This is a genomic window from Salmonella sp. 741265073_HBA (assembly GCF_046569105.1).
Lineage (GTDB): Bacteria > Pseudomonadota > Gammaproteobacteria > Enterobacterales > Enterobacteriaceae > Salmonella > Salmonella enterica.
In genome coordinates this window covers 53766-74090 of record NZ_JBKFRY010000017.1, presented here as the reverse complement: position 1 = coordinate 74090, position 20325 = coordinate 53766, and the positions used below count along the sequence as shown (strand labels likewise).

The 20325-nt window shown below is 53.2% G+C and carries 18 protein-coding genes; 16 read left to right on the top strand and 2 right to left on the bottom strand.

The features are described 5' to 3' along the window. Nucleotides 1-11 precede the first annotated feature (11 nt). A complete protein-coding gene (gene rep, locus ACLD3P_RS19405) occupies nt 12-2036 on the top strand; it encodes a DNA helicase Rep (RefSeq protein ID WP_316970819.1) in 2025 nt (674 codons plus the stop codon). 39 nt (nt 2037-2075) lie between these two features. On the opposite strand, the gene gppA is transcribed toward rep, so the two are convergent. Together gppA and rhlB are read right to left on the bottom strand one after the other, a co-directional pair. Continuing rightward, nucleotides 2076-3557 (bottom strand): guanosine-5'-triphosphate,3'-diphosphate diphosphatase, encoded by a 1482-nt coding sequence (gppA, locus tag ACLD3P_RS19400; RefSeq protein ID WP_001089447.1) that lies wholly within the window; start codon nt 3555-3557, stop codon nt 2076-2078. Between the two features lie 118 nt (nt 3558-3675). After that, entirely contained in the window at nt 3676-4941 is a 1266-nt protein-coding gene (rhlB, locus tag ACLD3P_RS19395; protein WP_411006569.1) for an ATP-dependent RNA helicase RhlB, read from the bottom strand. Between the two features lie 143 nt (nt 4942-5084). Here rhlB and trxA point away from each other — a divergent pair, with 143 nt between their 5' ends. The 15 genes from trxA to wecG all read left to right on the top strand — a co-directional run bounded on the left by trxA (nt 5085) and on the right by wecG (nt 20119). Next, on the top strand, nt 5085-5414 hold the full coding sequence (gene trxA / locus ACLD3P_RS19390) for a thioredoxin TrxA (RefSeq protein WP_001280776.1): 330 nt from the start codon (nt 5085-5087) through the stop codon (nt 5412-5414). 247 nt (nt 5415-5661) lie between these two features. Next, nucleotides 5662-5745 carry a rho operon leader peptide gene (locus ACLD3P_RS19385; RefSeq protein WP_134820045.1) on the top strand — a complete coding sequence of 28 codons (84 nt, stop codon included), beginning with the start codon at nt 5662-5664 and terminating at the stop codon, nt 5743-5745. Between the two features lie 87 nt (nt 5746-5832). Beyond that, a complete protein-coding gene (gene rho, locus ACLD3P_RS19380) occupies nt 5833-7092 on the top strand; it encodes a transcription termination factor Rho (RefSeq protein ID WP_001054532.1) in 1260 nt (419 codons plus the stop codon). 229 nt (nt 7093-7321) lie between these two features. Then, nucleotides 7322-8425 (top strand): UDP-N-acetylglucosamine--undecaprenyl-phosphate N-acetylglucosaminephosphotransferase, encoded by a 1104-nt coding sequence (gene wecA, locus ACLD3P_RS19375; RefSeq protein WP_131046860.1) that lies wholly within the window; start codon nt 7322-7324, stop codon nt 8423-8425. Nucleotides 8426-8436: 11 nt separating this feature from the next. Then, nucleotides 8437-9483 (top strand): ECA polysaccharide chain length modulation protein, encoded by a 1047-nt coding sequence (gene wzzE, locus ACLD3P_RS19370; protein WP_000193413.1) that lies wholly within the window; start codon nt 8437-8439, stop codon nt 9481-9483. Nucleotides 9484-9538: 55 nt separating this feature from the next. Beyond that, the gene (wecB, locus tag ACLD3P_RS19365) at nt 9539-10669 is read left to right on the top strand and encodes a non-hydrolyzing UDP-N-acetylglucosamine 2-epimerase (RefSeq protein WP_080177152.1); all 1131 of its coding nucleotides are present in this window, start codon (nt 9539-9541) and stop codon (nt 10667-10669) included. After that, nucleotides 10666-11928 (top strand): UDP-N-acetyl-D-mannosamine dehydrogenase, encoded by a 1263-nt coding sequence (gene wecC, locus ACLD3P_RS19360; protein WP_000011233.1) that lies wholly within the window; start codon nt 10666-10668, stop codon nt 11926-11928. Before wecB ends, wecC begins: the two co-directional genes overlap by 4 nt. Then, a complete protein-coding gene (gene rffG / locus ACLD3P_RS19355; protein WP_000822143.1) occupies nt 11928-12995 on the top strand; it encodes a dTDP-glucose 4,6-dehydratase in 1068 nt (355 codons plus the stop codon). The genes wecC and rffG overlap by 1 nt, the downstream gene beginning before the upstream one ends. Before the next feature lie 32 nt (nt 12996-13027). After that, nucleotides 13028-13909: a glucose-1-phosphate thymidylyltransferase RfbA gene (gene rfbA / locus ACLD3P_RS19350; protein ID WP_000676077.1), complete on the top strand. Its 882-nt coding sequence runs from the start codon at nt 13028-13030 to the stop codon at nt 13907-13909. Continuing rightward, the gene (rffC, locus tag ACLD3P_RS19345) at nt 13887-14564 is read left to right on the top strand and encodes a dTDP-4-amino-4,6-dideoxy-D-galactose acyltransferase (RefSeq protein ID WP_131046859.1); all 678 of its coding nucleotides are present in this window, start codon (nt 13887-13889) and stop codon (nt 14562-14564) included. Before rfbA ends, rffC begins: the two co-directional genes overlap by 23 nt. A gap of 4 nt (nt 14565-14568) precedes the next feature. After that, nucleotides 14569-15699, top strand: coding sequence for a dTDP-4-amino-4,6-dideoxygalactose transaminase (rffA, locus tag ACLD3P_RS19340; protein ID WP_131046858.1), 1131 nt, complete (start codon nt 14569-14571; stop codon nt 15697-15699). Nucleotide 15700: 1 nt separating this feature from the next. Then, nucleotides 15701-16951: a lipid III flippase WzxE gene (gene wzxE / locus ACLD3P_RS19335; protein ID WP_131046857.1), complete on the top strand. Its 1251-nt coding sequence runs from the start codon at nt 15701-15703 to the stop codon at nt 16949-16951. Further along, on the top strand, nt 16948-18027 hold the full coding sequence (locus tag ACLD3P_RS19330) for a TDP-N-acetylfucosamine:lipid II N-acetylfucosaminyltransferase (RefSeq protein ID WP_131046856.1): 1080 nt from the start codon (nt 16948-16950) through the stop codon (nt 18025-18027). The genes wzxE and ACLD3P_RS19330 overlap by 4 nt, the downstream gene beginning before the upstream one ends. After that, nucleotides 18024-19382, top strand: coding sequence for an ECA oligosaccharide polymerase (gene wzyE / locus ACLD3P_RS19325; protein ID WP_000055605.1), 1359 nt, complete (start codon nt 18024-18026; stop codon nt 19380-19382). Before ACLD3P_RS19330 ends, wzyE begins: the two co-directional genes overlap by 4 nt. Further along, a complete protein-coding gene (gene wecG / locus ACLD3P_RS19320) occupies nt 19379-20119 on the top strand; it encodes a lipopolysaccharide N-acetylmannosaminouronosyltransferase (RefSeq protein ID WP_000183622.1) in 741 nt (246 codons plus the stop codon). The genes wzyE and wecG overlap by 4 nt, the downstream gene beginning before the upstream one ends. Nucleotides 20120-20325: the final 206 nt, after the last annotated feature.

Genomic DNA, 20325 nt, shown 5'->3' with positions numbered 1-20325 from the left:
GCACTATTCCCATGCGTTTAAATCCCGGCCAACAACACGCTGTCGAATTCGTCACCGGACCCTGCCTGGTGCTGGCAGGAGCGGGTTCTGGTAAAACTCGCGTAATTACCAATAAAATCGCCCACCTGATCCGCGGATGCGGCTATCAGGCCCGGCATATTGCGGCGGTGACGTTTACCAACAAGGCCGCGCGTGAGATGAAAGAACGCGTCGGGCAGACGCTCGGCCGTAAGGAAGCGCGCGGTTTGATGATCTCCACCTTTCATACGCTAGGGCTGGATATTATTAAGCGCGAGTACGCTGCGCTGGGGATGAAATCGAACTTTTCATTGTTTGACGATACCGACCAGGTCGCCTTGCTCAAAGAGCTGACCGAAGGCCTGATCGAAGACGACAAGGTTCTGTTGCAACAGCTGATCTCCACGATCTCCAACTGGAAAAACGATCTCAAAACGCCTGCGCAGGCGGCGGCCGGGGCGAAAGGTGAACGCGATCGTATTTTTGCTCACTGCTACGGGCTTTATGACGCCCATATGAAGGCATGCAACGTTCTCGATTTTGATGATTTGATTTTGCTGCCGACGCTGCTGCTGCAACGCAATGATGAGGTGCGCGAGCGCTGGCAGAATAAAATTCGTTATCTGCTGGTGGATGAATATCAGGATACTAACACCAGCCAGTATGAGTTGGTTAAGCTGCTGGTCGGGCAACGCGCGCGCTTTACGGTCGTAGGCGATGACGATCAGTCTATCTACTCCTGGCGCGGGGCGCGTCCGCAAAACCTGGTGTTACTGAGCCAGGACTTTCCGGCGCTGCAGGTGATTAAACTGGAGCAAAACTATCGTTCTTCGGGCCGCATCCTGAAAGCGGCGAATATTCTCATCGCCAACAATCCGCACGTTTTTGAAAAGCGCCTCTTTTCCGAGCTCGGTTACGGCGCGGAACTCAAAGTGTTAAGCGCAAACAATGAAGAGCATGAAGCTGAGCGCGTTACCGGCGAACTGATTGCCCATCACTTTGTGAACAAGACCCAGTATAAGGATTACGCCATTCTGTATCGCGGAAATCATCAGTCGCGGGTATTTGAAAAATTCCTCATGCAGAACCGCATTCCGTACAAAATTTCCGGCGGCACCTCATTCTTCTCCCGTCCGGAGATTAAAGACCTGCTGGCCTACCTGCGGGTGTTGACCAACCCGGATGATGACAGCGCTTTCCTGCGCATCGTGAATACGCCAAAACGCGAAATCGGTCCGGCCACTCTGCAAAAACTGGGTGAATGGGCAATGACGCGTAATAAAAGCCTGTTTACCGCCAGCTTTGATATGGGACTTAGCCAAAAGCTGAGCGGACGTGGTTACGATTCATTGACGCGTTTTACCCACTGGCTGGGGGAAATCCAGCGTCTGGCCGAACGCGAGCCTGTCGCCGCCGTGCGCGATCTCATCCACGGTATTGACTATGAATCCTGGTTGTACGAAACCTCGCCGAGCCCCAAAGCGGCGGAAATGCGTATGAAAAACGTTAACCAGCTCTTTAGCTGGATGACTGAGATGCTGGAAGGCAACGAACTTGATGAGCCGATGACGCTGACCCAGGTGGTTACACGCTTTACGCTGCGCGATATGATGGAGCGCGGCGAGAGCGAAGAAGAGCTGGATCAGGTACAGTTGATGACGCTTCATGCGTCGAAAGGACTGGAATTCCCGTATGTCTATATGGTGGGAATGGAAGAAGGATTTTTGCCGCATCAAAGCAGTATTGACGAGGATAATATTGAGGAAGAGCGTCGGCTGGCCTATGTCGGGATCACTCGCGCGCAGAAAGAGCTCACCTTTACATTATGTAAAGAGCGCCGTCAGTATGGGGAACTGGTGCGCCCGGAACCCAGCCGCTTCCTGTTAGAACTGCCGCAGGATGATTTAATCTGGGAGCAGGAGCGCAAAGTGGTAAGCGCTGAGGAGCGAATGCAAAAAGGGCAAAGTCACCTGGCTAATCTGAAAGCCATGATGGCGGCAAAGCGAGCGAAATCGTAGGCCGGATAAGCGAAGCGTCATCCGGCAATCAAACTACGGTTAGCGAACGTCCAGCGGCCAGTGTACATAGCTTTGCCACTGGCTTTCCTGATCAATCAACTCTTTACCCAGCGGGTGATGCGCCAGCCAGTCGCCAGGCAAGGTTAACGTCAGATTTTCATTTAGCGCCTGTAGCGTAATTTCTGGTACCAGATCGTCACGACGGCGACCGGCAAAAAGAATCGCCAGGCGCAGCAAACGGCATAGCTGTTCCGCAACACGGGGCGGTACCGCGTTTTGCTGATGAAGCGAAGAGAGATCGACCGGATTGGTCTGATTCAGTAAGAGGGTGGCGAGCAACTTTTTCTGCGCGGGCGTATAGCCAGGCAGATCCAAATGGCGTACTAAATAGGCGGCATGATAGGGCGCCTGTTTAAAATCAACGCTCAGACCGATCTCATGCAACTGGCAAGCGCTAAGCAACAGTTCACGACTGATAGGCTCAATATGCCAGGCATTTTCTACCTGTTTGAGGAAGTTATCTGCCAGCTTCGCTACGCGGTTCGCCTGATCGGTATCGACGATAAACCGACGCTGAATGTTTCGCAGCGTGCGGCTGCGGATATCCTGATCTACCGCCAGATGCAACATCCCATACACCAGCCCTTCGCGTAACGCGCCGCCTGCCAGCGTCATGCTCTGGATGTTCAGTTCGGTAAATATCGCGATCAGAATAGCCAGCCCGCTTGGGAAAACCAGCGCGCGCTCCAGCGTCAGGCCCTCGATTTCCAGCTCTTCCAGACGCCCGCACTGTATCGCACGTTGTTTTAGCTGCTGCAGTTTGGCAAGCGTAATGCGCTCGTCCATCCCCTGCGCCATCATGATTTCCTGCAATGCCTGTACGGTGCCGGAGGCACCCACGCAGACCTTCCAGCCATGAAAACGCAGTTCATCGGCGACCGGACGCAGTACATCGCGCGCGGCCTTCTCCGCATCATCAAAGTTTTCTTGCGCCAGATTACGATCGCTAAAATAGCGTTCAAGCCACGTTACGCAGCCCATCGACAGGCTAAACAGCGACGTGGTTTGCGCGCCAGTGCCGGTAACCAGTTCAGTGCTGGCGCCGCCGATATCCACCACCAGTCGCTGATCTGCGCCGCCGGTGGTATGAGCGACCCCCTGATAAATCAGCCGCGCCTCTTCTTCGCCGCTGATAACCTGCACCGGACAACCAAGGATAGTCTGCGCTTTCGCGATAAATTCACCTGCATTGACGGCGAGACGCAATGTTGCGGTGGCAACCACGCGGATTTGCGGCTGCGGGATATCCTGCAAACGTTCAGCAAACAGACGCAGGCATTGCCAGCCGCGTTCCATCGCTTCGGCTGAAAGGTGGTTGTCGTTGTTCAGACCCGCGGCCAGACGCACCTTGCGTTTTATTCGGGTCAGCGTTTGGATGCTTCCCGCCGCCTCGCGCACGACCAGCATATGAAAACTATTGGAACCGAGATCAATAGCGGCATACAACGAGGTGGAATTCATACACTTCATCCTTCAACCTGTATCCGTGTTGGCTGCGTACTCTTCCTAAGCTCATCGGGATTTGTTTTCTTGCCGCCTTGATACAGGCTAAATGATTTTGTGTATGGCATAACTTTTCTTAACCTGAACGACGACGATTACGCGGAACACCAGCGCGGCGCGGACCATTGCCAGGACGCGAACGCGTCAGGCGCAACGGCTTGGGTAGATCGTTCATGAGCGCTTCCGGATTGTATTTGCTGACCGGAATCGAGTGGCCGATATAGCTCTCAATGGCGGGCAGATTCAGCGCATACTCTTCGCAAGCCAGGCTGATGGAATGACCACTGGCGCCAGCGCGACCGGTACGACCGATACGGTGAACATAGTCTTCACAATCGTCTGGCAGATCGTAGTTAAAGACGTGCGTTACGGCGGGGATATGCAACCCGCGCGCCGCGACATCGGTCGCCACAAGAATATCCAGATCGCCGCGGGTGAACTCATCCAGAATCCGCAGGCGCTTTTTCTGCGCGACGTCGCCGGTCAGCAGACCAACACGATGGCCATCTGCCGCCAGATGTCCCCAGATATCTTCGCAACGATGCTTGGTGTTGGCGAAAATAATGGCGCGATCCGGCCACTCTTCTTCGATCAGCGTTTGCAGTAAACGCATTTTCTCTTCATTAGAGGGGTAGAAAAGCTCTTCTTTAATGCGGTGGCCGGTCTTTTGCTCCGGTTCCACTTCAACATATTCGGCGTTGTTCATCTGTTCAAACGCCAGCTCGCGAACCCGATAAGACAGGGTGGCGGAGAACAACATGTTCAGACGCTGCGCAGCCGGCGGCATACGACGGAACAGCCAGCGGATATCTTTAATAAAGCCCAAATCGTACATGCGATCGGCTTCGTCGAGTACGACGACCTGAATGGCGCCGAGGTTAATGTGATTTTGTTTGGCGTAGTCGATCAGTCGGCCCGTCGTACCAATAAGAATATCAACGCCGCTTTCCAGCACTTTAAGCTGCTTGTCGTAACCATCGCCGCCGTAAGCCAGGCCTAATTTTAAGCCTGTCGCTTGCGCCAACGGCTCCGCGTCTGCGTGAATTTGTACGGCTAATTCACGCGTCGGCGCCATGATCAGCGCGCGCGGCTGGTTCACCTTGCGATCGTCGATCGCGGGATGAGAAAGTAAATAATGAAACGTTGACGTCAGAAACGCCATCGTTTTCCCGGTACCGGTTTGCGCCTGCCCTGCAACGTCACGACCCGCCAGCGTTAGCGGAAGGGCCAGTGCCTGAATGGGCGTACAATTATAAAACCCTTTTTTTTCAAGGGCTTCAACCACCTGTGGGTGCAGGGCGAAGTCGGAAAACTTCTGTTCTGTTAAATGTGTTTTGCTCATAGTGTGGTAGAATATCAGCTTACTATTGCTTTACGAAAGCGTATCCGGTGAAATAAAGTCAACCTTTGTTGGCGAAGTTAACATCAGCACCTCGTTGGTTAATGCTACACCAACACGCCAGGCTTATTCCTGTGGAGTTATATATGAGCGATAAAATTATTCACCTGACTGACGACAGTTTTGACACGGATGTACTCAAAGCGGACGGGGCTATCCTCGTTGATTTCTGGGCAGAGTGGTGCGGGCCGTGTAAAATGATCGCTCCGATTCTGGATGAAATCGCTGACGAATATCAGGGCAAATTGACCGTTGCCAAACTGAACATTGACCAGAACCCAGGTACTGCGCCTAAATATGGCATCCGCGGTATTCCGACTCTGCTGCTGTTTAAAAACGGCGAAGTGGCGGCAACCAAAGTAGGCGCACTGTCTAAAGGTCAGTTGAAAGAGTTTCTCGACGCCAATCTGGCGTAATACCTTTTATACGTCGAATGACAAAGGCGCTGTATGGTCAGGCGTCTGTCATTCGACGAATGATTAAGGTATCAGGCAGTTTCGTGGCGTCTGTTGTCCTTACGTTATTCTTAAATTGTCAGGATCTCTGGACGCCCGGTCTGAGTCGTGCTAAGTTAGTATTGACTTCGAATTAAACATACCTTATTAAGTTTGAATCTGGTTTTATCCGTCACTTCCCGTTTTTTCTCGCACGAGAAGTGGAAAGATTCCTGGCTCTTCGCTCATTCCGTCTTGTCGTTTCAGTTCTGCGTACTTTCCTGTGACCAGACAGCGAACAGACATGAGTTGATAGCCGTAAACAGGCATGGATGACCCTGCCATACCATTCACAACATTAAGTTCGAGATTTACCCCAAGTTTAAGAACTCACACCATTATGAATCTTACCGAATTAAAGAATACGCCGGTTTCTGAGCTGATCACTCTCGGCGAAAGTATGGGGCTGGAAAACCTGGCCCGTATGCGCAAGCAGGACATTATTTTTGCCATCCTGAAGCAGCACGCAAAGAGTGGCGAAGATATCTTTGGCGACGGTGTGCTGGAGATATTGCAGGATGGATTTGGTTTCCTCCGTTCTGCAGACAGCTCCTACCTCGCCGGTCCTGATGATATCTACGTTTCCCCCAGCCAAATCCGCCGTTTCAACCTCCGCACTGGTGATACCATTTCTGGTAAGATTCGCCCGCCGAAAGAAGGTGAACGCTATTTTGCGCTGTTGAAAGTTAACGAAGTTAACTACGACAAACCGGAAAACGCCCGTAACAAAATCCTCTTTGAGAACTTAACCCCGCTGCACGCAAACTCTCGTCTGCGTATGGAGCGTGGTAACGGTTCTACCGAAGACTTAACGGCACGCGTTCTGGATCTGGCTTCGCCGATCGGTCGCGGCCAGCGCGGTCTGATTGTCGCGCCGCCGAAGGCGGGTAAAACCATGCTGCTGCAGAACATCGCGCAGAGCATCGCGTATAACCACCCAGACTGCGTGCTGATGGTGCTGCTGATTGACGAACGTCCGGAAGAAGTAACCGAGATGCAGCGTCTGGTGAAAGGCGAAGTGGTTGCTTCTACCTTTGACGAACCGGCATCCCGCCACGTTCAGGTTGCTGAAATGGTTATCGAGAAGGCGAAACGTCTGGTTGAACACAAGAAAGACGTTATCATTCTGCTCGACTCCATCACCCGTCTGGCGCGTGCCTACAACACCGTGGTGCCGGCTTCCGGTAAAGTATTGACCGGTGGTGTGGACGCTAACGCCCTGCATCGTCCGAAGCGTTTCTTCGGCGCGGCGCGTAACGTGGAAGAGGGCGGCAGTCTGACCATCATCGCTACCGCGCTTATCGATACCGGTTCCAAGATGGACGAAGTTATCTACGAAGAGTTTAAAGGCACCGGTAACATGGAGCTGCATCTTTCGCGTAAGATCGCTGAAAAACGTGTCTTCCCGGCTATCGACTACAACCGTTCCGGTACCCGTAAAGAAGAGCTGCTCACCACTCAGGAAGAGCTGCAGAAAATGTGGATCCTGCGTAAAATCATCCATCCGATGGGTGAAATTGACGCGATGGAATTCCTCATTAACAAACTGGCGATGACCAAAACTAATGACGACTTTTTCGAGATGATGAAGCGCTCATAACCTGGTCTTTACCTGAAAACGCCACGTTTTTACGTGGCGTTTTTGTTTTGCGATTCATCTTAGCGTCATGTCATATAAACTGGTCATCGGGATATGCGCTACAGAGTAACACCATGCACAATACACATTGTTTGCGGTAAAAAGTGTAATGTTCTAACAGGTCTCTTCTAGGAGCTGGCGTAACGCATTATACTTTAAGGAAATGATATATGCTGAGAGCACATACACTGTGAAGTTACTCACCGCTTTATCTGAGCTAATCAGTATTTTTTTATTCACGACCATTTTTATTTTTCTTGCGCGAAAAGTAGCCATAAAAATTGGTTTAGTGGATAAACCAAACTTTCGTAAACGACATCAGGGTGTTATCCCATTAGTCGGCGGGATTTCTGTGTTTGCAGGAATCTGCTTTATGTTTGGCCTCTCGGATTACTACATACCGCACTTATCGCTATATCTTATTTGCGCTGGTGTATTGGTTTTTGTTGGTGCGATGGATGACCGTTTTGATATCAGTGTAAAAATTCGTGCTGTGGTTCAGGCTGTTATTGCGGTTGTAATGATGGTTATCGCAAAACTTCACTTAGGTAGCCTTGGTTACATCTTTGGGCCTTGGGAGTTAGTGCTTGGCCCCTTTGGCTATTTCCTTACCCTGTTTGCGGTATGGGCGGCGATCAACGCTTTCAATATGGTGGACGGTATTGACGGCCTGCTGGGTGGGTTATCCAGCGTCTCATTTGCGGCGATGGGGCTGATTTTATGGTTTGATGGTCAGACTAGTCTGGCAATGTGGTGCTTTGCCATGATCGCCGCGATTCTGCCTTACATTATGCTTAATCTCGGTATTTTGGGGCGGCGTTATAAAGTCTTTATGGGCGATGCCGGTAGTACACTGATTGGCTTTACCGTCATCTGGCTTTTACTGGAAACGACGCAGGGGAAAACTCACTCTATCAGCCCGGTTACCGCGCTATGGATTATCGCTATTCCATTGATGGATATGGTGGCGATTATGTATCGCCGTCTGCGTAAAGGGATGAGCCCCTTTTCCCCTGATCGCCAACATATTCATCATTTGGTTATGCGAGCAGGGTTTACTTCCCGCCAGGCATTTGTTCTTATTACGCTCGCAGCGGCGATTCTGGCGGGAGTAGGCGTAACGGCAGAATATTCTCATTTTGTTCCTGAATGGGTTATGTTGGTGCTCTTTTTGCTAGCATTCTTCCTCTATGGCTACTGCATTAAGCGGGCCTGGAAGGTGGCGAGATTTATTAAGCGTGTGAAGCGTCGCCTGCGCAGACACCGTAAGAACCGGCCAAACTTAACCAAGTAAATGAGGATACGATGACACAACCATTACCGGGGGCACGCGCGGTGAGCGCTGAAAATGAACTGGATATTCGCGGGTTGTTTCGTACTTTATGGGCTGGCAAATTCTGGATTATCGGCATTGGCCTGCTATTTGCCCTTATCGCGTTAGCCTATACCTTTTTTGCTCGTCAGGAGTGGAGTGCGACGGCGATCACCGATCGCCCAACCGTAAATATGTTGGGCGGTTATTACTCCCAGCAGCAGTTTCTGCGCAACCTGGATATTAAGACCGATCCTGCTTCTTCCGATAAGCCCTCGGTGATGGATGAAGCGTATAAAGAGTTCATCATGCAACTTGCCTCCTGGGATACGCGTCGCGATTTCTGGTTACAGACGGACTATTACAAGCAGCGAATGGTCGGGAATAGCAAAGCTGATGCGGCGATGCTTGATGAACTTATCAATAACATACAGTTTACGCCCGGCGATTTTACACGCGCCATCAACGACAACGTGAAGCTGATTGCTGAAACTGCGCCGGACGCCAATAATCTGCTGCGTCAGTATGTCGCATTCGCCAGCCAGCGGGCGGCGAGCCATCTGAATGATGAATTAAAAGGCGCCTGGGCTGCGCGTACCGTGCAGATGAAAGCGCAGGTCAAACGGCAGGAAGAGGTTGCGAAAGCGATCTATTCACGTCGTGTAAACAGTATTGAGCAGGCGCTCAAAATTGCGGAACAACATAATATTTCTCGTAGCGCGACGGATGTCCCGGCGGATGAATTACCGGACTCAGAGCTTTTTTTACTCGGTCGCCCTATGTTGCAGGCGCGTCTTGAAAATCTGCAAGCGGTTGGCCCTGCGTTCGATTTGGACTACTTTCAAAATCGGGCAATGTTGAATACGCTTAATGTGGGGCCGACCCTGGACCCTCGTTTTCAGACCTATCGTTATTTGCGTACGCCGGAAGAACCGGTAAAACGTGATAGCCCACGCCGAGCCTTCCTGATGATTATGTGGGGTATCGTTGGGGCGCTAATCGGTGCGGGCGTTGCCTTAACCCGTCGCCGCACGATTTAGCAACACCTCTGCAGTAGGGGGCTGGGCCCCTACTGTCTATTCGAAGAGAATCGATGTGAAAGTACTGACTGTATTTGGTACACGACCGGAGGCCATTAAGATGGCGCCTCTGGTCCATGCGCTGGAAAAAGATCCTCATTTCGAGGCCAAAGTATGCGTTACTGCGCAGCATCGGGAGATGCTTGATCAGGTATTAACTCTTTTTTCTATTGTGCCTGATTTCGATCTCAACATTATGCGGCCGGGACAGGGGTTGACGGAAATTACCTGCCGAATTCTGGAGGGATTAAAGCCGATCCTGGCAGATTTTAAACCTGATGTGGTGCTGGTTCATGGCGATACCACCACTACGATTGCTACCAGCCTGGCGGCTTTCTATCAACGAATTCCGGTAGGGCACGTAGAAGCCGGGTTGCGAACCGGCGATCTCTATTCCCCCTGGCCGGAAGAGGCAAACCGCACGCTGACCGGACATCTGGCGATGTACCACTTTGCGCCGACGGAAAACTCGCGGCAGAATCTGTTGCGGGAGAACATTCCGGATGAGCGCATTTTTGTCACTGGCAATACCGTTATTGATGCGCTGATCTGGGTACGCGATCGCGTTCTGGCGAGCGATACATTACAGGCTGAACTGGCCGAGCAGTATCCTTTCCTCAATGTGAATAAGAAGATGATTTTGGTGACCGGTCATCGGCGTGAAAGCTTTGGTCAGGGCTTTGAGCATATCTGCCAGGCGCTGGCAGAAATCGCCGCCGCGAACCAGAATGTGCAAATTGTCTATCCGGTGCATCTCAATCCCAACGTCAGCGAACCTGTCAACCGTATCCTCGGCCATGTTGAAAACGTGGTACTGATTGAGCCGCAGGACTACTTACCTTTTGTCTGGCTGATGAATCACGCCTGGCTCATTCTGACCGATTCCGGCGGTATTCAGGAAGAAGCGCCGTCATTAGGTAAGCCGGTATTGGTCATGCGTGAAACCACAGAGCGTCCGGAAGCCATTACCGCTGGTACGGTAAGACTGATCGGCACGGACTCCCGGCGCATTGTGGCGGAAGTTATGCGTCTGCTGCACGACGAAAATGAATATCAAACCATGAGCCGCGCCCATAATCCTTATGGTGACGGGCAATCATGCGCGCGCATTTTACAGGCGTTAAAAAGTTATCGGGTATCGTTATGAGTTTTACGACCATTTCTGTTATTGGGCTGGGGTATATCGGATTACCGACTGCGGCCGCTTTTGCTTCCCGCCAGAAGCAGGTTATCGGCGTGGATATCAATCAACATGCGGTAGACACCATAAATCGCGGTGAGATTCACATCGTGGAGCCGGCGTTGGGCAATGTGGTGAAGATGGCGGTGGAAGGCGGCTTTCTGCGTGCGACGACGACACCTGTCGAGGCCGATGCGTACCTGATTGCCGTGCCTACGCCATTCAAAGGCGATCACGACCCTGACATGGCCTATGTGGAAGCCGCGGCGAAATCCATTGCGCCGGTATTAAAAAAAGGGGCACTGGTGATTCTGGAATCAACATCGCCGGTCGGCGCAACGGAGCAAATGGCTGGCTGGCTGGCCGGGATGCGTCCGGATCTGACCTTTCCCCAGCAGGCGGGCGAGCAGGCCGACGTGAATATCGCCTATTGTCCAGAGCGCGTGCTGCCGGGTCAGGTGATGGTGGAACTCATTAAAAATGACCGCGTGATTGGCGGTATGACGCCAGTATGTTCGGCTCGCGCCAGCGCGCTGTACAAAATTTTCCTTGAGGGCGAATGCGTTGTCACCAACTCGCGCACCGCAGAGATGTGCAAGCTGACGGAAAATAGCTTCCGTGATGTGAATATCGCCTTTGCGAATGAATTGTCGCTGATTTGCGCCGAACAGGGGATTAACGTCTGGGAATTGATCCGCCTGGCGAACCGCCATCCGCGCGTCAATATTTTGCAGCCGGGCCCAGGCGTTGGCGGGCACTGCATTGCGGTCGATCCGTGGTTTATTGTGGCGCAAAATCCGCAGCAGGCGAGACTGATTCGCACCGCGCGTGAAGTGAACGACGGCAAACCGCACTGGGTAGTCGATCAGGTAAAAGCCGCGGTCGCAGATTGCCTGGCGGCCACCGATAAACGCGCCAGCGAAGTGAAAATCGCCTGTTTTGGGCTGGCCTTTAAGCCGAATATCGACGATCTGCGCGAAAGCCCGGCGATGGGGATCGCGCAAAGTATCGCCCGCTGGCACAGCGGCGAAACCCTGGTCGTCGAACCGAATATCCATCAGTTGCCGAAAAAATTGGACGGACTTTGCACGCTGGCGAAACTGGACGCGGCGCTGGCCGCCGCCGATGTGCTGGTGATGCTGGTCGATCACGACGAATTTAAAGCGATTCCCGGCGATGCGGTTCATCAACGTTATGTGGTTGATACCAAAGGAGTCTGGCGCTGATGAAACGGATTCTGGTGACCGGCGGCGCAGGCTTTATCGGATCTGCGGTGGTGCGGCATATCATCCATGAAACGGCAGACGCGGTGGTGGTGGTGGATAAACTCACCTATGCGGGCAACCTGATGTCTCTGGCATCGGTGGCGCAAAGCGACCGTTTCGCCTTTGAGAAGGTGGATATCTGCGATCGGGCATCACTGGAGCGAGTTTTCCAGCAGTACCAGCCCGATAGCGTGATGCACCTGGCGGCGGAAAGCCATGTAGACCGTTCCATCGACGGCCCGGCGGCGTTTATTGAAACGAATATCGTTGGTACTTACACCTTGCTGGAAGCCGCTCGCGCTTACTGGTCCGCGCTTGACGCGGACGCTAAAGCGGCGTTCCGCTTCCACCATATCTCCACCGATGAAGTGTATGGCGATCTGCATACTGCAGACGATTTCTTCACCGAAACCACGCCATATGCGCCAAGCAGCCCTTATTCCGCCTCCAAAGCCAGCAGCGACCATCTGGTACGCGCCTGGTTACGTACCTACGGTCTGCCTACGCTTGTCACCAACTGCTCTAATAACTACGGGCCCTATCATTTCCCGGAAAAACTGATCCCGCTGATGATTTTGAACGCGCTGGCGGGTAAACCATTGCCGGTCTATGGCAACGGCCAGCAAATTCGCGACTGGCTGTATGTAGAGGATCATGCCCGTGCGTTGTATCACGTGGTGACGAACGGTGCGGTGGGCGAAACGTATAATATCGGCGGTCATAACGAACGTAAAAATCTGGATGTGGTCAGGACGATTTGCGCTCTGCTGGAGGAACTGGCCCCGCAAAAACCGCAGGGGGTGGCGAATTATCACGATCTGATTACCTTCGTCGACGATCGACCCGGCCATGACTTACGTTATGCCATCGACGCGTCGAAAATCGCCCGCGAGCTGGGCTGGACGCCGCAGGAAACCTTCGAAAGCGGGATGCGAAAAACTGTTCAGTGGTATCTCGCCAATGAGGCCTGGTGGAAACCCGTGCAGGATGGCAGTTATCAGGGCGAACGCTTAGGACTGAAACGCTAAACGGCAGGTTCTTACTCCTGGAGGAGAAACGAATGAAAGGCATCATTCTGGCGGGAGGTTCCGGTACCCGGTTGCATCCCATTACGCGCGGCGTATCAAAGCAGCTTCTGCCCGTCTACGATAAACCGATGATTTACTATCCGTTATCGGTGCTAATGCTGGCGGGCATTCGTGAGATCTTGATCATCACCACGCCGGAGGATAAACGCGACTTTCAGCGTTTGCTGGGTGACGGCGCAGCGTTCGGTATCGATTTACACTATGCCGAACAGCCCAGTCCGGACGGGCTGGCGCAGGCCTTTATCATTGGCGAAACGTTCCTCAACGGTGAACCCTCATGCCTGGTATTAGGCGACAATATCTTTTTTGGTCAGGGTTTTAGCCCCAAACTCCGTCAGGTCGCGGCGCGTACCGAAGGCGCTACAGTATTTGGCTATCAGGTCATGGACCCGGAACGCTTTGGCGTCGTGGAGTTTGACGATGATTTTCGCGCGCTCTCGCTGGAAGAAAAGCCGAAACAGCCTAAATCTAACTGGGCGGTCACCGGCCTCTATTTCTATGACAGCAAGGTCGTCGAGTATGCGAAGCGCGTGAAACCGTCCGGGCGTGGCGAGCTGGAGATCACTTCTATCAACCAGATGTATCTGGAGGAAGGTAAGCTGACTGTTGAACTGCTGGGCCGCGGCTTCGCCTGGCTGGATACGGGCACCCACGACAGTCTGATTGAGGCGAGCACTTTTGTGCAGACGGTGGAAAAGCGCCAGGGCTTCAAAATTGCCTGTCTGGAGGAGATTGCCTGGCGCAACGGCTGGCTGGATGATGATGGTTTGAAACGCGCCGCCAGTCAGCTTGAAAAAACCGGCTATGGCCAATATTTACTGGAGTTGCTCCGTGCCCGTCCGCGCCAGTATTGAACCGTTACTCTGGGAAAATACGTTCTTTGGCGTGAATAGCGGCATTGTGCGTATCGATGCCTCAGCGCCCGAATTAACGCCAGAAGTGCTGCAGGCGTGGCAACGCGTGCAGGTAAAAGTGCCGGCTGAAAACATCGCCTGGCTGTCGGCGTTGCAATCGCTGGGATTCTCTTTGGTTGAAGGCGAAGTGGATTTTGCGTTGCCGGTAAAAGGGCATAGCGACCAGCATGGCGCGGAAATTGCACACCTTACGGACATTCCTGCTTTGCGTCAGTTGGCCGGAGAGGCGTTTACGCAGAGTCGTTTTCGCGCGCCGTGGTATGCGCCCGACGCCAGCGCCCGTTTTTACGCCCAGTGGATTGAGAATGCGGTACGCGGCACGTTTGATCACCAATGCCTGGTGCTTCGCACAGAGACAGGCGCTATCCGCGGTTACGTCTCGCTGCGGGAATTGAATGATACCGACGCGCGCATTGGCCTGTTGGCCGGACGCGGCGCGGGAGCGGAACTTATGCAGGCGGCGATCTGTTGGGCGCAGAGTCGCGGCAAAGCAACATTGCGGGTGGCGACCCAGTTGGGCAACACCGCCGCGCTTAAACGTTACATACAAAGCGGTGCCAACATCGAAAGCACTGCATACTGGTTATACAGGTGACAACATGATTCCTTTTAATGCGCCGTCGGTGGTGGGAACCGAACTCGAATACATGCAGTCTGCAATGAGCAGTGGCAAACTGTGCGGCGACGGCGGCTTTACGCGCCGTTGCCAGCAGTGGCTGGAGCAACATTTCGGCAGCGCGAAGGTGTTGCTGACGCCTTCCTGTACCGCGTCGCTGGAGATGGCGGCTCTGTTGTTGGATATTCAGCCCGGCGATGAAGTGATCATGCCGAGCTTTACGTTTGTCTCCACCGCTAACGCTTTTGTCCTGCGCGGCGCGAAAATTGTGTTTGTCGATATTCGTCCGGATACGATGAATATTGACGAAACGCTGATTGAGGCGGCAATTACTGATAAAACCCGCGCTATCGTGCCGGTACACTACGCTGGCGTCGCTTGTGAAATGGATGTCATCATGGCGCTGGCGGATAAGTATAATCTGTTCGTTGTCGAGGATGCCGCCCAGGGCGTGATGTCCACGTACAAAGGGCGCGCGTTAGGAACGATCGGTCACATCGGCTGTTTTAGCTTCCATGAAACCAAAAATTACACCGCTGGCGGCGAAGGCGGCGCGACGCTGATCAACGATCGTACGCTGATTGAACGCGCGGAGATCATCCGCGAAAAAGGCACCAACCGCAGCCAGTTCTTCCGTGGTCAGGTGGACAAATACACCTGGCGGGATATCGGCTCCAGTTATTTGATGTCCGATCTGCAGGCTGCCTACCTGTGGGCGCAACTGGAGGCCGCCGATCGTATCAATCAACAGCGTCTGTCGCTGTGGCAGACTTACTACGATGCGTTAACGCCGCTGGCGCGCGCCGGGCGTATCGAGCTGCCTTCTATTCCGGAAAACTGCGGGCATAATGCCCACATGTTTTACATCAAACTGCGGGATATCGCCGATCGCAGCGCGCTGATTAATTTCCTGAAAGAGGCGGAAATCATGGCGGTATTCCATTACATTCCGCTGCATGATTGTCCGGCGGGCGATAAATTCGGCGAGTTTATCGGGGACGATGTCTACACCACAAAAGAGAGCGAACGTTTGTTGCGTCTGCCGCTGTTTTATAACCTTGCGCCCGTCGATCAACGAACGGTGATTACTACCTTGCTAAATTATTTCTCCTGATATGTCGCTTGCTAAAGCCTCCCTGTGGACGGCGGTCAGTACGCTGGTAAAAATTGGCGCCGGACTGCTGGTGGTGAAACTACTGGCCGTCTCTTTTGGTCCGGCGGGCGTCGGACAAGCGGGTAACTTCCGCCAGATGATCACCGTGCTGGGCGTATTGGCTGGCGCCGGGATATTTAACGGCGTTACCAAACTCGTCGCACAACATCATGATGACCCGGCGCAGTTACGTACCGTGGTGGGAACCTCCTCCGCGATGGTATTGGGGTTCTCTACGCTGCTGGCGCTGGTCTTCCTGCTGGCGGCGGCGCCGATTAGCCAGGGATTGTTCGGTCATACGGACTATCAAGGGCTGGTGCGTCTGGTTGCGCTGGTACAAATGGGGATCGCCTGGGCGAACCTGCTGCTGGCGCTAATGAAGGGCTTTCGTGACGCGTCGGGTAATGCCTTATCGTTAATTGTCGGCAGCTTTTTGGGCGTCGCCGCCTGGTATCTCTGCTACCGTGTCGGCGGCTATGAAGGTGCTCTGCTTGGCCTGGCGCTGGTGCCGGCGCTGGTGGTAGTGCCAGCCGGTATAATACTGATTAAGCGCGGCATCGTCCCGCTACGCTATCTCAAGCCCTCCTGGAACAACGGTCTGGCAGGGCAGCTCAGTAAATTTACCCTGATGGCGCTGATTACCTCCGTTACGATGCCGGTCGCCTATGTGATGATGCGAAACCAACTGGCCGCGCACTATAGCTGGAGCGATGTCGGGATCTGGCAGGGCGTAAGCAGTATTTCTGACGCCTATCTGCAATTTATCACCGCCTCCTTCAGCGTTTACCTGTTACCCACGCTCTCACGCCTGACGGAAAAACAGGACATTACGCGTGAAGTGGTAAAAGCGCTGAAATTTGTTTTACCGGCGGTCGCGGCGGCGAGTTTTACCGTCTGGCTACTGCGCGATTTTGCTATCTGGCTGCTTTTTTCCGCTAAATTCACCGCGATGCGCGATCTGTTCGCCTGGCAGTTAGTGGGCGACGTGCTGAAAGTCGGCGCCTATGTTTTCGGTTATCTGGTGATTGCCAAAGCGTCGTTGCGATTTTACATTCTGGCCGAAATTAGCCAGTTCATTCTGTTAACGGCGTTCGCTCACTGGCTGATTCCCGCTCACGGCGCGCTGGGTGCGGCACAGGCTTATATGGCCACCTATATTGTCTATTTTTCACTTTGTTGTGGCGTATTTTTACTCTGGCGTAGGCGAGCATGACTGTACTGATTCACGTCCTGGGATCGGATATCCCTCACCATAACCACACCGTGCTGCGGTTTTTCAATGATACGCTGGCCGCCACAAGCGAGCACGCGCGCGAATTTATGGTTGTCGGCGAAGATAACGGCTTCACGGAAAGCTGCCCGGCGCTCTCGCTTCGTTTTTATGGCAGTAAGAAAGCGCTGGCGCAGGCGGTCATCGCCAAAGCGAAAGCAAATCGTCGACAGAGATTCTTCTTTCACGGTCAGTTCAACACCAGCCTGTGGCTGGCGCTGTTAAGCGGCGGTATTAAGCCAGCTCAGTTTTACTGGCATATCTGGGGCGCGGATCTCTACGAAGTGTCCAACGGGCTGAAATTCCGCCTTTTCTACCCGCTTCGTCGTATCGCGCAGGGGCGGGTAGGGTGCGTATTCGCGACGCGCGGCGATCTCAGCTATTTTGCGCGCCAGCACCCGGGCGTACGTGGCGAGTTGCTCTATTTCCCGACGCGCATGGATCCTTCCCTGAATGCTATGGCAAAAGAGCGCCAACGTGCGGGGAAATTGACCATTTTAGTAGGGAACTCCGGCGATCGCAGTAACCAACATATTGCGGCGTTACGGGCGGTGTATCAGCAGTTTGGCGATACGGTAAACGTGGTGGTGCCGATGGGCTATCCGGCCAATAACCAGGCCTATATTGATGAGGTTCGTCAGGCCGGTCTGGCGCTATTTAGCGCCGAAAATCTACAAATTCTTAGCGAAAAAATGGAATTTGATGCCTATCTTGCGCTGTTGCGCCAGTGCGACCTCGGTTATTTTATTTTCGCCCGCCAACAGGGGATCGGGACGTTGTGTCTTCTAATTCAGGCCGATATCCCGTGCGTGTTGAATCGCGACAATCCTTTCTGGCAGGATATGGCGGAACAGCATCTGCCCGTCCTGTTTACCACGGACGATCTTAATGAGCAGGTCGTGCGCGAGGCGCAGCGTCAGCTCGCATCGGTAGATAAAAGCGGCATCACCTTCTTTAGCCCCAACTACCTGCAACCGTGGCATAATGCGTTGAGAGTCGCCGCAGGAGAAGCCGAATGAGTTTAATGCAATTCAGCGGGCTGCTGGTGGTCTGGCTGCTCTCTACGCTGTTTATCGCCACGCTGACCTGGTTTGAATTCCGCCGCGTGCGTTTTAACTTCAACGTTTTCTTTTCGTTGCTGTTTTTGTTGACCTTCTTTTTTGGTTTTCCGCTAACCAGCGTGCTGGTATTTCGTTTCGACGTTGGCGTCGCGCCGCCGGAAATCTTATTGCAGGCTCTATTATCCGCCGCCTGTTTCTACGGCGTGTATTACGTGACCTATAAAACGCGTTTACGCAAACGCGTTGTGGATGTACCACGCAAGCCGCTATTTACCATGAACCGGGTGGAAACCCACCTTACCTGGGTGATCCTGATGGGCATCGCGCTGGTGAGCGTGGCGATTTTCTTTATGCATAACGGCTTTTTGCTGTTCCGGCTGCACTCCTACAGCCAGATCTTTTCCAGCGAAGTCTCCGGCGTGGCGTTAAAACGGTTCTTCTATTTCTTCATTCCGGCGATGCTGGTGGTCTATTTCCTGCGCCAGGACAGCAAAGCGTGGCTGTTTTTTCTGGTGAGCACCGTCGCGTTTGGCCTGTTGACCTACATGATTGTCGGCGGCACGCGCGCCAACATCATTATTGCGTTTGCTATCTTCCTGTTTATCGGCATTATTCGGGGCTGGATCAGCCTGTGGATGCTGGCAGCGGCGGGCGTGCTGGGGATTGTCGGTATGTTCTGGCTGGCGCTCAAACGCTACGGATTAAATGTGAGCGGCGATGAGGCGTTCTATACGTTTCTTTATCTGACGCGCGATACCTTTTCGCCGTGGGAGAATCTGGCGCTGCTGTTGCAAAATTACCACAATATCGATTTTCAGGGGCTGGCCCCTATCGTGCGTGATTTCTACGTCTTTATTCCCACCTGGTTATGGCCGGGACGACCCAGTATCGTGCTGAATTCTGCGAATTACTTCACCTGGGAAGTCCTGAACAACCATTCTGGCCTGGCGATATCGCCAACGCTTATCGGATCGCTGGTGGTCATGGGCGGGGCGCTGTTTATTCCGCTCGGCGCGATCGTCGTCGGGCTGATTATCAAATGGTTCGACTGGCTATATGAACTGGGTAACCGGGAGCCCAATCGCTATAAGGCGGCGATTCTGCACAGTTTCTGCTTTGGCGCCATCTTTAATATGATTGTGCTGGCGCGAGAAGGGCTGGATTCGTTTGTCTCGCGCGTGGTTTTCTTCCTGGTGGTTTTTGGCGCCAGCCTGCTGGTCGCTAAGCTTCTGTTCTGGTTATTTGATAGCGCCGGACTGATTCATAAACGTACAACTTCGCTCCCTCAGGCACAGGTGGAAGGAAAACTATGACTAACAATGCCGCTGCGCCCCTTTACTCGCTGCGTGGATTACCTCTGATTGGCTGGCGCGACATGTCACATGCGCTGAATTATCTGTTTGCCGATGGACAACTGAAGCAAGGCACGTTGGTGGCGATCAACGCCGAAAAGCTGCTGACGGCGGAAGATAATCCGGAAGTCCGCGCGTTGATAGCGGCGGCGGAATTTAAATATGCCGATGGCATCAGCGTGGTGCGTTCAATACGTAAAAAATTTCCGCAGGCGCAGGTTTCTCGTGTGGCTGGCGCCGACCTTTGGGAAGCGTTAATGGCGCGCGCGGGGAAAGAAGGCACGCCGGTATTTCTTGTCGGCGGCAAGCCTGAGGTGCTGGCGCAGACGGAAGCAAAACTGCGGACGCAGTGGAACGTCAATATTGTGGGTAGCCAGGATGGTTACTTTACGCCGGAGCAGCGTCAGGCGCTATTTGCGCGTATCCATGCCAGCGGCGCGAAAATTGTCACCGTCGCGATGGGATCGCCAAAACAGGAATTGCTCATGCGCGATTGTCGGGAAGTGCATCCCTATGCGTTATATATGGGGGTGGGCGGTACCTATGATGTGTTTACCGGTCACGTCAAACGCGCCCCAAAAATATGGCAGAACCTGGGGCTGGAGTGGTTGTATCGTCTGCTTTCTCAACCGAAGCGTATTACCCGCCAGATGCGTCTGCTGCGCTACCTTCGCTGGCACTATACTGGCGATCTCTAATTCTCCCTTCTGATGACTTGAGCAGCGGCTTGTGCTTATGGCGCTGCTCATTTACAACATAATCGATGATTTCTTACACAATAAGTGCATTTTTTTAATGCTCCATTTGCCATTTGTCCAAATTTAAGAAAATATTCGCAACAATCGATGTACCCATAACAATAACCGGTACTACCGGAACCGTTGCAAACACGACATGAGGATTT